The following is a 13,356-nucleotide window of genomic DNA, read 5'->3' on the forward strand; positions in this document are numbered from 1 at the left end:
GGAGCAGACGAGATGACAATCAGCAAGAAGATCGTGTGTACGGCTGTCGCAGTAGCGGCAGCATGGACATTGAGCAGTGCCCCTTCTTTTGCCGCGGACCGGTCGCTCTATGAGCGGCTTGGCGGACAAGGCGCTATCCAAGCCGTCGTCACCAAGTTCATCGCCAACGTGGGCGCGGACAAGCGCATTAATGGCTTTTTTGCCAATGCTGACCTCAAGAAGCTCAATCGGCTCTTGGTCGAGCAAGTGTGTGCGGCGAGCGGCGGCCCCTGCACCTACACCGGTCGAGACATGAAGACGACCCACAAAGGCATGAAGATCACCACTGCCGCTTTCAACGCGCTCGTGGAGGACCTGGTCAAAGCACTGGATACCTTCAACGTCCCAGAGAAAGAGAAAGGTGAATTGCTCGCCGTCCTCGGGCCGATGAATAAAGACATCGTCGAAGTTCCTTAAGGATTCGCAGTGGTGAACACTGCGGTAGCCTCAAGCTAGTCTCTCCCCGGCCCGGACCTTGGAGGTCCGGGCCGGGGAGGTCCTCATGTTGGTAGACCAGCCTTCACGCCTGCTTCAAATCCGATCACGTTCCACGCCGCATGGGCGCTGCCACTGAGGACAATATCGTGTTATCATATGTACGGAAATTTGTGCCTCCGGACGCGCAGCGAGAGCGGCCATCTGGCAGGGACATCAGTGGTAATCACCAAGGAGGAACCATGAGAGGGAAGCGTGTAGTTAGGACGGTGTGTAGCTTGGTCGCCGTGGCCTTATGGAGTACGGCTGGATGGGCCGCTCCGGAGGCCGATCCGTTGAAGCCGCGTGTCCCGGACGCTGAACGTGGAGAGGCACGAAAGATGAAGATTCCGATGGCCGTGACCCCCGACGTCATCGCCAAGGGCAAGGAACTCTATGAAGGCAAGGGCACCTGCGCGAACTGCCACGGACAGACCGGTGCGGGTGACGGCGCCGGTGGCATGTTGTTGTCTCCCGGCCCCCGAAACTTCACGAACTGCAAGTTCCACAAGAAACGAAATGACGGAGAGCTTTTCTGGGTCGTCAAGAACGGGAGCCCCGGTACCGGTATGCCCGCCCTGGTGAAAGGAGGCGTGCTCACAGAGGAAGAAGCCTGGACCATCATTGCCTACGAACGAACTTTCTGTACCGACAAGGAATAGCGGTTGGGATTTGTCGCCTCACAGCGAGCAGTCGGTCGATACCTTCGACTGACTGCTCGGGTTCCCATCCCCATTGAACCTCAACTCGGCGCCGTACGCTAAGCATTCCCAAGACAGCCCAAACCTATTCGCCAAGAACACTACATCTTGCTCTGATCTTCCCCCACAGGACCAGAAGGAGCCTCAAGATCTTTGACTGTCGGCGAACAGATCTCTGGCTACTTCCCTCTTTCTTCCCCATGGAAAGAGGTGTAAGCTAACCACAGTTTTGATGGTTCCGGAGGAGGCTAAGCCAAGGAGCGCTCCAATGAACCTTCAGACATTTCTCCTGGTCTCCACAGACTCCGACCTCAAGAAGCTCCTCCAAGAAGTCTCGCCGCAGGCCAGCATCCATACCGCACATCGGGTCTCGGAAGCACTCTCACTCTGGTCCGAGATATTCCCAACGCTGGTCGTGGGCGAAGGAAATCAGCACACGCTGGCACCCTTACTGGAGTATGCCCGCCAAACACCCCAGTCCCCGCCCGTACTAGTGATTGGGGATCGTCATTCCATCAAGGATGCGGTCGCGCTCGTGAAGGCCGGTGCCGCCGATTACTTGACAAAGCCGATTCCACGTGAAGATTTACAGATGACCATCACTCGAATACTTCATCAGCCTAGCCCGGTCCTCCCGTCTTCGCCACGACACGATCCCTTTGCATCCATTATTAGTGTCTCGCCGCAAATGAATCTCATGAAGCAGCTCGCCAAAGAAGTGGCTTTGACCGATGCGACGGTCTTGATCACCGGTGAAAGCGGAACCGGCAAAGAACTGTTCGCGGAAGCCATTCACTCCTACAGCCCAAGAGCCACCGGCCCGTTGATCGCACTGAATTGCGCCGGCATCCCTGAAAATCTGTTGGAGTCCGAATTATTCGGCTACGAATCGGGGGCCTTTACCGATGCCAAACGGGCAAAGCCGGGACGATTCCAAATAGCCGAGGGGGGGACGCTCTTTCTTGACGAGATTGGCGAAATGAGTCCGACCGCTCAAGCCAAACTTCTGCGTGTCTTAGAACATCATACCATCGATCCGTTGGGCGATACCCGCAGCCACAAGGTGAACATCCGTATCATCGCCGCGACGAATGAGGATCTGCTCGCGCACATCAAGACCGGCCGTTTCCGTCTGGACCTGTACTATCGGCTGAATGTCTACCAGCTTCGCATTCCGCCCCTTCGTGAACGGTTGGAGGATATCGAACCGATTCTTCTTATTTTTTTGGAGCGGGCCAAACTGGAGCGCGGATGCCGCATCCGGGCCATCGCACCGTCGGCTCTTGCCGTCCTTCGAAACCATGACTGGCCCGGCAACGTCCGTGAACTTCATAACATGGTGGAGTGGTTGACCATCACGTGTAAAGAAGAGGTCATTCAACCGGTTCATTTACCGGCCTCCGTGAAAGTTCCCACCACAATGGACGTTCAGCGGCTGGAGCCCAAGCCATCGTTGCTGGCCTTTGGCCTCTCGTTTCAGGACATGGAAAAGCGCTTGCTGGAAGAAGCCTTGCAAAAGTCTTCGGGCAATGTCTCGGAAGCGAGCCGACTCCTCAAGATGACCAGGAACACGCTGCGCTACCGCATGGCCAAGTACCATCTCCAGTAAGCGAAGAGGCTAGTGTATGAGCGACATCGTGCATGAGAGTCGGCAGGGCTTGGTATCATTGCACGTACAGTTTCGGTCCTTCGTCATCGCAGACCGCTCACTTGACCTTGAGCATGATTCATGAGTCGTATTGGTTTCGCCATCCTCACGAGTCTCCTCACTCTGCCGTGCGCGTGCGCGTCCATCAATCCACCCTTGCCTGCGCCACCGGGCAGCCACGTCATCGCCGCCCGGCACAACGACGACGGCATCGTCCACTATGAGATGGGCCACTGGTCGATCGCCAAGGATCACTTCATGTCTGCGCTCGAGGCTGACCCGAATCTCGCAGAGGCTCACTTCAATCTTGGTCTCGCACTCAACAAACTGAACCTTCAGTCCGAAGCCACCGCTCATTTCAAAAAAGCGGCGGAGCTGGCGCCGGCCAACAACGCCATCGTCCAGTCCGGCGCCTATCGCAGCCACACTACTCCGCCTTCACCATCCAGCTACGGCACGGGCGGGTATGGGGAAATGGGGTATTAGTGCCGGGCAGACAGGTTCAATCATGATCGTGCGTGACCACATGACGCACGATCATCGGCGTAACGCCCGCGCCACCTGTGACCTGACGCTCACGACTGCTTGACATACCAGGCGATCCCGCCACACAGTTGCCGCTTGATCGACATCCCCTTTCATCGTGGATATACACTCGTTCAATGTCCGTCGTGCCTCAAGATTTCTTGAGAACGGTCCGATAGCACTTACCGGAGGATTTCGACTGAGCCTGAGTTCACCATGGAAAAGCGGATCGGAATAGACGAATTGCAGCCGGGGATGCGGATCGAAAAACTTGATCGGTCCTGGCTGAGCACCCCGTTTTTTCTGCACAAGATGACGATCACCTCGCGCCAACAGATCGCGCAATTGAAAGCCAGTGGCGTGCAAACCCTGATCGTGAATTTCGATGTGGAGGAAGTGGAACAGGAGCCGGCATTGCAGCCGCCCGTCGCGGATGAAACGATGTCGACGCCTAACGAAGCGAGATCCATTCCGCCTCTCGTTCCATTCGACGAGGAGCTGCCTGCTGCGAGAGCTGTGTATCAGGCGGCCAAAATGGTCATTCAGGATGCCATGCATGACGCGAGGCTTGGTCGAGCCATCAACGTCGAGGCCGTGAGAATGGTGGTATCCGACATGACTGACAGCGTCTTCCGTAATCCCGATGCCTTGTCCAGCCTCTCGAGACTCAAGCGATTCGACGAATATACCTTTTACCATTCCGTCAACACCGCGCTGCTGGCCATGTCCCTCGGGCGGAGCCTAGGGTTCGACCGGTCGGCGTTGCACTTGGCCGGGGTGGGAACGCTGTTGCATGACATCGGCAAGATGAAAATCCCTCTGGAAGTCCTGAACAAGCCCGGACGCTTCGAGGCCCATGAGATGGAGATCATGAAACAGCACGTGCTCAGGGGCGTCGAAGTCCTGTCGCACACGACCGGCCTGGGAGAGTCGTACATTCAGCCGGCCTTGGAACATCACGAACGGGTGAACGGGGCCGGTTACCCGCACCAGCGCACCCAGCAAGACATCAGTCAGTTCGGCTTGATCACCGCCGTCGTGGATATCTACGACGCCATGACGAGCGATCGGTGCTACCACAAGGGAAAGCCTGCCCATGAAATCCTCCAGCTCCTCTATCGTCTCTCGCTCGAAGGCCATCTCGATTCAACGCTCGTCCAACGATTCATCCAAGTCGTGGGGGTCTATCCGGTCGGGTCTGTCGTGGAATTGAATACGGGGGAGACCGGCATTGTGAAACAAATCAACCATCAGGCCCCGCTGGCGCCGGTGGTGCTCCTCGTAAAAAGCGCCGGCAATACCTTGCTCTCACGTCCGCACGAGCAAGATCTCTCCCAACAGACAGGAGCGCCCCATCGAAGCATCACGACCGTCTTGGCTTCTCAACAAGCAGGCATCGATCCCACCATCTACCTCGACAAACAAGCAGCATGACGTTCCTTGCATCTTCATACCGATCTCCTTGACCTTCTCCTTCCTGCACCTAACGGCTTGAATCTCAAGATTTGTCGCAGCTGGTCCGATATCGCATATGGGAGGACCCGCCCTACCCCGATACCGTCATGAAAAAACGGATCACGATCAACGAATTACAGCCGGGCATGCTGATCGAGAAGCTGGATCGGTCTTGGCTCGATACGCCGTTTTTTCGCCACAAAATGACGATCACCTCAATCGCACAGATCGCCCAGCTCAAAGCCTGTGGCGTTCGGACGCTGGTCGTCAGTATTGATGAAGAGGAAGCGGAGCCGGAACCGGTCTCGGAGCCGGACATCGCCACTGATCCCGTGCTCACGGCAGCGGATGAAGCCGCATCCGCGCCACTGGTGGCCTCATTCGAAGAAGAGTTGCCCTCTGCCAGGCAGGTATATCAGGCGGCCAAAACGATCGTGCAGAACGCCATGCACGACACAAGACTCGGCCGGGCGATCAACATGGATGAGGTGAATCGGGTTGTCGCCGACATGACGGAGAGTGTGTTTAGGAATCCCGATGCCCTTACCAGCCTGACGAGGCTGAAGAAGTTCGATGAATACACCTTTTACCACTCCGTGAACACTTCGATCCTTGCCATGTCCTTGGGACGTCATCTGGAGTTTGACCGATGTGCGTTGCATCAGATCGGGGTAGGTACGCTCCTCCATGACATCGGAAAGACCAAGATTCCGACTGAAATCCTAAACAAACCCGGCCGGTTTGAACCACATGAGATGGAAATCATGAAGCAACATGTCTTGCGAGGCGTGGAGGTGCTCTCCACGACCACCGGATTAGGCAAATCCTACTTGCGACCGGCCCTGGAACATCACGAACGGGTCGACGGCACGGGCTATCCCCATCGAAGAGTCAGAAGCGAACTCAGCCAGTTCGGCCTCATTGCCGCGGTGGTGGACATCTATGATGCGATCACGAGCGACCGCTGTTACCACAAGGGGCGAGTGGCCCATGAAGCCCTTCAGTTCCTCTATGGCCTCTCGCTGAAAGGACATTTGGACACGGGCTTGGTCCAGCGATTCATCCAGGTGGTCGGAGTCTATCCGGTCGGATCAGTCGTGGAGTTGAATACGGGCGAGACCGGGATCGTCAAACAAATCCACCATCATGTGCCCCTGACGCCGGTGGTGCTCCTCGTAAGAAGCGAAGGGAATACACTCCTCTCCAATCCACGCGAGCTGGATCTCGTCGCGCAACTCAAGACACCGCATCGCAAGATCACGGCCATCCTGGATCCAAAGCAAGCCGGGATCAACCCGACCGACTACCTGGACAAAAAAGCGGCATAAATAGGATCTCCATGTCTTTATCTTCGCTATCCCTAAAAATCTTAATGAATGACTGCTGGTCTGATCGAACCAAAATGAGAAGCCGACCATCCAGATGTCGCTCAATGTAAGCGGTAAAAAGAACAGTCTCATCTACAAACTCCACCTCTTCAGTGGATGCAGCAGGCATCGCAAGTAACTCATCCCGATTGAGGTGTTGTAACATTGCTAACGACGCCGGAGTTTTCCTCTTACCTCTATGCTCATCTAAACCATCCATGAGGACAACAATTTGACTTCCTATATTGGAGTTCCGTTAACGAGCAAGTATCGGCCATCAGCTCATAATTTCTTCCTCACCTCCTTCCAATCCTTCGCCACTTTCGCCTTGCGTGGCACGTCGCCCTTCGTCGGTTCAGGGACGATAATGGCGTCGAGACGGCGTTGAAGAAACGCTTCCGCATAAGCCTTGGATCGGCCGATCCCGACCTTGACCGTCTTCCAGCCCGCGGCATGGAACTCATCGATCTTGGTGCCTAACGCCTTGGGGTCCGGCGGAAGTGTCATCACATAACCGGTCGGGAACTTGTGTTTCTTCAGCCAGTCTCTCACCTCACTGCTGGCCTGAAATCCCTCCATCCCCGCCGACGAACTGACAACGTAAATGATCCGGTAATAGAACTGGGTGAGCTTCCCGAGTTCGTCGGCGGCTTCGGACATGGGTTTTCGTTCCGATTCGACCGCCATCCCAACGGGAGGCATGCGACTGGGTACCGGCTCTTCAAACAGGGACGCCAGCTCCACGACGAGGATAGGTTGTCGCTTTTCCCACACCGCCAGATTGGCATGCCCTTCCGTCGGCAGGACTCGTGGACTCTTGCCGACACGAACCTGGACGGAGGTAAGACCAGGGGCCTTCGGAATATAGGTGAAGAACGCCCTGCCGTCCCCGCCGGTCATTGTCGTCGCGGCGACGGTTCCGTTCACAACGAGCTCAAGCGGTTCCCCGCCAAGCGCGGCAATGAGCAAGAGACGTCTCGAGACGAGTTTGGCTTCTATGGTGGCGGATTGGCCGGGAGCCGTCAGCGCGTCTTTGACGAGAATCGTGGCGGAACTTTTCTCCGCCGCATCGAGACGACCCGGATGGAGAGCAAGGAGAGAGAACAACAAAAAGAAGAGAACCAACCGGGGAGTACCTGGGATGGTGGCCGTTACCCGCACAGCCATCACCCCTCCTGCTAGGCTTTCAGTGCTTTGAGCACTTCATCCGCATGACCGTCAACTTTGACCTTTCGAAAGATCGCCTTCAGCTTGCCCTCAGGGCCGATGACGAACGTGCTCCGCTCGATTCCCCAGTACTTTTTCCCGTACATGTTCTTCTCTTTGTACACGCCGTAGACCTTGGAGATGGCGGCATCTTCATCGCTCAAGAGCGGAAACGGCAACCCGAATTTCTTGATGAACTTCTGATGAGACTCCTTTCCGTCCAAACTCACGCCGACGATGGTGCCTCCTGCCCGGAGGATTTGCGACTCGACGTCGCGAAAGTCACAGGACTCTTTCGTGCATCCCGGCGTATCGTCTTTCGGATAGAAGTACAACACGATCTGTTTCCCCTTGAAGCTCTTCAGAGTCACCGTCTTCCCATGCTGATCCGGAATTGAGAGTTCCGGTGCCTGATCGCCGACCGCCAATTCTTTACTCATAGGTCCATCCTTATTCGCAGATTAGTAACCGCATTCGGAAATTAGTAACCGCCGGGCATACCGCTGCCGAACGATGATCGGCGCGGCTGGTAGGGACGTAGTTTGGACTTGTCTTTATTCTCCGGGTTGCCGTACGGCGAAAGCGCCGGTGAATCCCAAATGACCTTGTCGCCTGGCGCTAAGTCGGCCGCCTCGATGAAATGTTTCCGCGCGACTTCCGAATCACCGAGCGCGTTCAATGCCAAGGCATAGTTGTAATGCGCCTGCCCCGATTGCGGAGCCGCCGCGACGGCCTCCTCAAAATACCGCTTGGCTTCCTCGTACTGGTGCGCCTGGTACGCTTGTGTTCCTTGTTCGGTCAACGCCATGGCCTGAGGCCTAACTTCCCCGTCGAGGACAAGCGGGACAAGCGGTTTGCGTTTCTGCGAACAGGCCGCCGTGCCGACCAGCATCAACACGATACCCACGACCGCCAATCGTTGTATGGTCTTTTTCATGGCGACACGACCTCAGTCTTCTCACACCTTCGTTTGTTTGCGCGCCTCTTCCTCGAACGTCTTTCGATACAACACGTCCCACTCGGCGCTGCCTTCGACGATGCCTCGGGAATAAGACGCCAGTTTGGCTTTCACTTTTCGATCAATGTCCTGCTCCTGGACCAATTCATCGGCCAGCACGCGCTTGATCTCTTTCAACACCCGTGCATCTTCGCTCTTGACTCGCACTCCTGCCTGTTGCTTGATCGCCGTGAGAATCACGTGGGACAGATGACTGGTTTTGTCCTCGCTCAACATGCGACGCGCATCGTGTTTGTCCGCGCTTCGTCTTTCGCAGGCGCGTGACGAAATACGCCGGACTTTTCAGAACTCATAAAATGATGCCTCGTTCACGAACCAACTTTTGTTTCACCATCTGGAACATCTTCTGGTAATCCACCTGTCCTTGCTCAATCTGCTGTTCATAGGCCTTCAGCAGTTGCCGCACTTCCGCGTTCACGCGATCCTCGGCGGATAACTCATGCGTGATGACTTGATCCAACGCCTCGACGAAGCCTTTACGCGGCCCGGTCAGTTCGATGTGTCCTTCTTCCAGGAGACGCCCGGCGAGATGCTCCGCCATATGCCGCACACGTTCTTTGGACAGCCGCATCTCGCTCACACCCGTTCGAGGTGAATCGTCGGGACTTCCATCACGTGCCGCAACCGCGTCGCATCCCCCACGATGGTCCCAATGATATTCACCCGATCAGCCGGCACCGGATCGCTCCCCATGCTCATGGGAGTTCTCCCGAAAAAAATCGCCAGGACTTTCCCCGCGCCCCACAAGGCGATGTCGCCGACTTTCACCTGGGTCGTCGCGGTTTCCCGATGGTCCCGGACTCCAGGCATCGGGAAGTAGAACTCTTCACCCCAGGCGTTCTTCGCGGCCGTGACCGGGAGCGCCGCATAGACTTCGTCCGCCGTCTTCGTCTTTCTGAGTTCTGCTTCCAGCCGAACCCCGCCTACGGTAATACGAATTCGTTTCGTCGGTGCGGTCATGTGATTGACGGCCCATCACTCGTTGGCGTCACTGCATGCGTCGTGATGCTGCGAACTCTAGCTTGTCTCCTATGCGAAATCAAGGCTACAATCGCCGAGATGTTGACCTCCAGCTTCATCTTTCTCCCGGGCGTTGGACCAGTCACGGAACGCCGCTGGTGGCAACACGGATTGATCGATTGGCAAAACTTTCTAGCTCGTCCCTCCGTAGCCGGCCTGTCCGAATCCCGCAAGATCTGGTACGATGATGCGCTTCGAGAGGCGCAGTCGCTGACGGAACAGGGGCTCATCCCTATGGTGGGTTCCCGCCTGCCCCGCCGGGAACAGTGGCGGTTGTACGACGTGTGCCGATCTCGTACCGGATATCTCGACATCGAAACGACTGGCGGTTCGCCCGATTCAGGAGACGTGACAATCGTGGGACTTCATCGCGCGGGAAGGACAACGATCCTGGTTCGGGATGAAAACCTGAGCTCGGAGGAGTTGCAGGCGGAGCTTGATCACTGTGATCTCCTCGTGACGTTTTTCGGATCGGTCTTCGACGTACCGTATCTCTATGCAAAGTTTCCCCGTCTCCGGTTTCCGGCATTGCACTTTGACCTCTGTTTTGCCGCCCGCCGGCTCGCGTTACGCGGGGGGTTGAAACACATCGAACAAGAAATGGGGATCGCTCGCGACACGGCGATCAGCGGCCTGGACGGATTGGACGCGGTCCGCCTGTGGTTCCAGTGGCGCGGAGGCGATTCGGTCGCTCGTGAGACCCTCGTGAGCTACAACCGGGCCGATACCGAAAATCTCGTGCTCCTTGCCGACCGCTTCTACGAAAACCTGGTGTCCCGGTTCGGCCCCTCCTCCTTTCAAAGCACCCTTCGGCGGGCTTACTCTCAATGAGCACTTGGACAGGCGTTGGTCGAAGCGAGATTGGACTCGTACGCAAGCTCAACCAGGATGCGTTTGCCGTCCTCAATGAGGTGGGCGTCTGGGCCGTCGCGGATGGCATGGGGGGGCATGTCGGTGGAGAAATCGCCGCTCAGACGGCCATCGCCACCATCCAGGCCGAAGCTGCCGCATCGCGCGCCCAGCTTGGAAACGGTCAGGCCTCTCCTACCGATGTATTGACGGATCTGATCGGCCGAGCGCATGACGCCATCCTCAATCGCGCTCGTTCCAAGTCCAAGCTGAAGGGGATGGGCACGACCATCGTGGTGCTGGCGATCGTCGACGGTGCCGCTCCCATCGCGTACCTCGCCCATGTCGGCGACAGTCGTGCCTATCGATTTCGATCCGGCACATTGACCCTGCTGACCAAAGACCATTCGTTGATCGAAAAATACCTGGAGCGGGGCATCCTGACTCCGGAAACGGCGAAAACTCATCCCGAACGTCATGTGTTGACGCGTGCGTTGGGGGTCGGCTCGACGGTGACTCCTACTATCACGGCCTTTCCCATCCTGCCAGAGGATCTGATAGTCCTCTGCTCGGATGGACTGACCAAAATGTTGGAGGATGAGGATATCCAAGCGGTGTTGGCCGCCGGCGAGTTCGATCCGACTCACGCCTGCAACCGCCTCATCACCGCGGCGCTCGATCGCGGAGGCGAAGACAATGTCACGGTCGTCGTGGTCGCTTCTCGTGCGTCCTGATTTGACTTCGTTGTTGACATGGCCCGTCAGGCCGTGTAGTTTTCCGCTCATTTGAACCTTGTCGCGTGCATGGAGTCCCTTATGCGTCGTCGGGGATCGCTCGTGAGTGCAAGTTTGCTCGTTCTCTTCGGCCTGACGGCCGTTGCAAGTGCCGGCGATCCATCCGATCCTGAAACGGCCATTCGTCAGATGGTGCGTGCCAATGCGGAAAAAGACATGCCGACTCTTTCTCGATTGATGGCCCACGATGCCGACATCGTCAGTTATTCGGTAGGCGGCCGCAAATACGTGGGTTGGCCGGAGTTCGAACGGGAGATGCGCGAAGAATTCATCAATGCACAGAAGATTGAAATTCCGATTAATGAGCTCAAAGTTTGGACGAAAGGCGACCTGGCGTGGTTCACGATGGAGCTCGATTATATCCGCTACGTCGGCCAAGGATCCCAAGGATCCGATGTAAAACGAACCGTGCTCCCCCTGAGGGAAACCGGTGTCCTCGAGCGCCGCGCCGGCCGTTGGCAACTCTTGTCGTGGCACGAGTCATTCCGATCGGCTCAGCTGGGCGGCCCTCTTGCGTCGCCGTCCATGGCATCCGGATCGCAAAAACTCGTCAGTAGCGTGGCTCCCGCCATGCCGGACGTGAGCGGGGAATGGGATATTCTCGAAGTGGAGGATGAAAAACACTACAAAGCCACATTAGACAAGAATGGGAACGGCCCCTACACGCAGCACGGCGGCCGCTTCGTCACCACGAAGATCGCCAATCGACTGTGGGAAGGAACCTGGCACCAACCCGGAAACGACCGGGAAGGCGGCTTTGAAGTTCTTCTCTCGGAGGACGGCACACAAGCCAAAGGAATCTGGTGGTATACCCGAGTCCAAGGACATAAAAATATTCCGCCGAAGGAACACGGCGGCACGTATCACTGGAAGAAAACGACAGCAGCCCCGGCCAGCGCCCAATGAGCCAGTGTGTTTCTTTCCAGCTACACCAGCAAGTCGGAGTCCGGTTCAACATCACCGATATACTTCCTCTGGGAGGTCTTATGCGCAGATTCCTCTTTCTTCCGCTCTCCATGCTTCTCCTGGCTCCATCAGCCTATGCCGACGGGGGTCATGAACATCATGCGGTGCCCACACTGAAAAAGCATGTCGGCTCAACGATCACCTATGGAGAAAATACCGCGACTCTGACCTTCGGCCCCATCGATCTTCCGACCGGACATGGCGAAGGCGATATGGGCGATTCCATGCCTCGTTTCAACTTTCAATTACCCGAAGACAAGTATTTGATCGGCTTCAAGTCGGCGCTTTCCACGGTCGACGGGAAAGAACTGCCGAGAAATTACCTGCATCATATCTTGATGATCAACAACACCAAGCCCAGCGTGTCCTGCCCAGGAGAGCCGCTCTTCTTCGGCGGAGCCGGACTTGAAATGTCTGAGACCCAATTCCCCGAAGGGTACGGGGTCAAACTCGCGAAGAACGACAAGCTCATGACGGTCGTCGCGTTCTATCACGGCGCTCCGCCCACCAAAGACGTCATTGCCACCTTCACGATGTATTTTGCGCCGAAAGCCAAACCGGTCAAAGAAATGGAAATCTATCAGGTCGGCGTCAACATCGTCTGCTTCACCAAATTCGGCGATCGCCCCGCGGATCAAACGGACGAAGGGATTGAAATCGGACCGGGGGTCCAAGTCCGTACGGCACCATTGAAATTTAGTATGGACGGTTGCGTCAAATACGCGTATCCGCACGGCCACGATGAACTGCTTCTTATCGCATTGGAGAATAAGACCAAGAAACAGACCCTCCTCAGGACCGTCCCGGATGTTGAGCGAGATGGAACGCTCCGGGAATTCTTACCCCATCAAGTGTATAAAGACGGCCAGGGATTCCCGATCTCCAAGGCGGATGACTATGAGATGGTGATGGTCTACCACCATTCTCTGCAGAAAACCGAACTCCAGCATGGAATGGGCAATTACTTGCTCTACATGACGCCGGGAGCCTGTCCGGGACAAGCCAATACCGCCTCCGCCTATTAGTTTCCTCTTGCAGGCCTGCCGGCAATGACCGACAGGCCTGCACGCGCTTTGCAACCTTCCACCCGTCCAAAATTGTTCATTCGGATCACTCGTCCCGTTATTCCCCTACGAAAGAATGGGCTCCCAGTCTGGGTTTCTCGCCGTAACTTATGATATCAAGTCACACGGCTTGTGCTGAAGCGTCAGGCAAGCACCCCGTGGCAGATTTGGCTGATTGGATTGAGTGACACGCGGCGGCGATCGATACCGATCCGCTGAATGACCTTCCC

At 56.5% G+C, this 13,356-nt stretch carries 16 protein-coding genes; 10 read left to right on the forward strand and 6 right to left on the reverse strand.

Translation table 11 applies throughout. The annotated features are described in order from the left end of the window. Positions 1–12: 12 nt before the first annotated feature. From A4E19_17585 to A4E19_17610, 6 genes are all read left to right on the forward strand, one after another. Positions 13–456, forward strand: a complete 444-nt coding sequence (locus tag A4E19_17585) for a hemin transporter (GenBank protein OQW34731.1) — start codon at positions 13–15, stop codon at positions 454–456. A 287-nt stretch (positions 457–743) separates the two neighbouring features. Then, positions 744–1,175, forward strand: coding sequence for a hypothetical protein (locus A4E19_17590; GenBank protein OQW34732.1), 432 nt, complete (start codon positions 744–746; stop codon positions 1,173–1,175). 271 nt (positions 1,176–1,446) lie between these two features. Further along, positions 1,447–2,823, forward strand: a complete 1,377-nt coding sequence (locus A4E19_17595) for a hypothetical protein (GenBank protein ID OQW34733.1) — start codon at positions 1,447–1,449, stop codon at positions 2,821–2,823. 120 nt (positions 2,824–2,943) lie between these two features. Next, a complete protein-coding gene (locus tag A4E19_17600; GenBank protein ID OQW34734.1) occupies positions 2,944–3,348 on the forward strand; it encodes a hypothetical protein in 405 nt (134 codons plus the stop codon). Between the two features lie 255 nt (positions 3,349–3,603). Next, on the forward strand, positions 3,604–4,821 hold the full coding sequence (locus A4E19_17605) for a hypothetical protein (protein ID OQW34735.1): 1,218 nt from the start codon (positions 3,604–3,606) through the stop codon (positions 4,819–4,821). Between the two features lie 128 nt (positions 4,822–4,949). After that, positions 4,950–6,170 carry a hypothetical protein gene (locus A4E19_17610; GenBank protein OQW34736.1) on the forward strand — a complete coding sequence of 407 codons (1,221 nt, stop codon included), beginning with the start codon at positions 4,950–4,952 and terminating at the stop codon, positions 6,168–6,170. Between the two features lie 321 nt (positions 6,171–6,491). On the opposite strand, the gene A4E19_17615 is transcribed toward A4E19_17610, so the two are convergent. The 6 genes from A4E19_17615 to A4E19_17640 all read right to left on the reverse strand — a co-directional run bounded on the left by A4E19_17615 (position 6,492) and on the right by A4E19_17640 (position 9,393). Then, entirely contained in the window at positions 6,492–7,376 is an 885-nt protein-coding gene (locus A4E19_17615; protein OQW34737.1) for a hypothetical protein, read from the reverse strand. A gap of 11 nt (positions 7,377–7,387) precedes the next feature. After that, a complete protein-coding gene (locus tag A4E19_17620) occupies positions 7,388–7,855 on the reverse strand; it encodes an alkyl hydroperoxide reductase (protein ID OQW34738.1) in 468 nt (155 codons plus the stop codon). A 41-nt stretch (positions 7,856–7,896) separates the two neighbouring features. After that, positions 7,897–8,352 carry a hypothetical protein gene (locus tag A4E19_17625; GenBank protein OQW34739.1) on the reverse strand — a complete coding sequence of 152 codons (456 nt, stop codon included), beginning with the start codon at positions 8,350–8,352 and terminating at the stop codon, positions 7,897–7,899. 21 nt (positions 8,353–8,373) lie between these two features. After that, complete coding sequence (locus A4E19_17630; GenBank protein ID OQW34740.1) at positions 8,374–8,649, reverse strand: hypothetical protein; 276 nt, start codon at positions 8,647–8,649, stop codon at positions 8,374–8,376. Positions 8,650–8,722: 73 nt separating this feature from the next. Next, positions 8,723–9,013, reverse strand: coding sequence for a hypothetical protein (locus A4E19_17635; protein ID OQW34741.1), 291 nt, complete (start codon positions 9,011–9,013; stop codon positions 8,723–8,725). Further along, positions 9,010–9,393 carry a hypothetical protein gene (locus tag A4E19_17640; protein OQW34742.1) on the reverse strand — a complete coding sequence of 128 codons (384 nt, stop codon included), beginning with the start codon at positions 9,391–9,393 and terminating at the stop codon, positions 9,010–9,012. Before A4E19_17640 ends, A4E19_17635 begins: the two co-directional genes overlap by 4 nt. A 99-nt stretch (positions 9,394–9,492) precedes the next feature. Between A4E19_17640 and A4E19_17645 the strand changes: the two genes are divergently transcribed. From A4E19_17645 to A4E19_17660, 4 genes are all read left to right on the forward strand, one after another. After that, positions 9,493–10,284, forward strand: a complete 792-nt coding sequence (locus tag A4E19_17645; GenBank protein ID OQW34743.1) for a hypothetical protein — start codon at positions 9,493–9,495, stop codon at positions 10,282–10,284. Next, a complete protein-coding gene (locus A4E19_17650; GenBank protein OQW34744.1) occupies positions 10,281–11,036 on the forward strand; it encodes a hypothetical protein in 756 nt (251 codons plus the stop codon). Before A4E19_17645 ends, A4E19_17650 begins: the two co-directional genes overlap by 4 nt. A gap of 81 nt (positions 11,037–11,117) precedes the next feature. Then, a complete protein-coding gene (locus A4E19_17655; GenBank protein ID OQW34745.1) occupies positions 11,118–12,002 on the forward strand; it encodes a hypothetical protein in 885 nt (294 codons plus the stop codon). Positions 12,003–12,082: 80 nt separating this feature from the next. After that, positions 12,083–13,087: a hypothetical protein gene (locus A4E19_17660; protein OQW34746.1), complete on the forward strand. Its 1,005-nt coding sequence runs from the start codon at positions 12,083–12,085 to the stop codon at positions 13,085–13,087. Positions 13,088–13,356 lie beyond the last annotated feature (269 nt).

It is taken from the genome of Nitrospira sp. SG-bin1, assembly GCA_002083365.1.
GTDB lineage: Bacteria > Nitrospirota > Nitrospiria > Nitrospirales > Nitrospiraceae > Nitrospira_D.

Bases quoted from the DNA above. Each gene is read 5' to 3' on its own strand.
- A4E19_17630 (OQW34740.1), bottom strand. From the start codon at position 8,649: ATGTTGAGCGAGGACAAAACCAGTCATCTGTCCCACGTGATTCTCACG.
- A4E19_17600 (OQW34734.1), top strand. From the start codon at position 2,944: ATGAGTCGTATTGGTTTCGCCATCCTCACGAGTCTCCTCACTCTGCCG.
- A4E19_17650 (OQW34744.1), top strand. From the start codon at position 10,281: ATGAGCACTTGGACAGGCGTTGGTCGAAGCGAGATTGGACTCGTACGC.
- A4E19_17655 (OQW34745.1), top strand. From the start codon at position 11,118: ATGCGTCGTCGGGGATCGCTCGTGAGTGCAAGTTTGCTCGTTCTCTTC.
- A4E19_17645 (OQW34743.1), top strand. From the start codon at position 9,493: ATGTTGACCTCCAGCTTCATCTTTCTCCCGGGCGTTGGACCAGTCACG.
- A4E19_17605 (OQW34735.1), top strand. From the start codon at position 3,604: ATGGAAAAGCGGATCGGAATAGACGAATTGCAGCCGGGGATGCGGATC.
- A4E19_17610 (OQW34736.1), top strand. From the start codon at position 4,950: ATGAAAAAACGGATCACGATCAACGAATTACAGCCGGGCATGCTGATC.
- A4E19_17640 (OQW34742.1), bottom strand. From the start codon at position 9,393: ATGACCGCACCGACGAAACGAATTCGTATTACCGTAGGCGGGGTTCGG.
- A4E19_17620 (OQW34738.1), bottom strand. From the start codon at position 7,855: ATGAGTAAAGAATTGGCGGTCGGCGATCAGGCACCGGAACTCTCAATT.
- A4E19_17660 (OQW34746.1), top strand. From the start codon at position 12,083: ATGCGCAGATTCCTCTTTCTTCCGCTCTCCATGCTTCTCCTGGCTCCA.
- A4E19_17615 (OQW34737.1), bottom strand. From the start codon at position 7,376: ATGGCTGTGCGGGTAACGGCCACCATCCCAGGTACTCCCCGGTTGGTT.
- A4E19_17625 (OQW34739.1), bottom strand. From the start codon at position 8,352: ATGAAAAAGACCATACAACGATTGGCGGTCGTGGGTATCGTGTTGATG.
- A4E19_17595 (OQW34733.1), top strand. From the start codon at position 1,447: ATGGTTCCGGAGGAGGCTAAGCCAAGGAGCGCTCCAATGAACCTTCAG.
- A4E19_17585 (OQW34731.1), top strand. From the start codon at position 13: ATGACAATCAGCAAGAAGATCGTGTGTACGGCTGTCGCAGTAGCGGCA.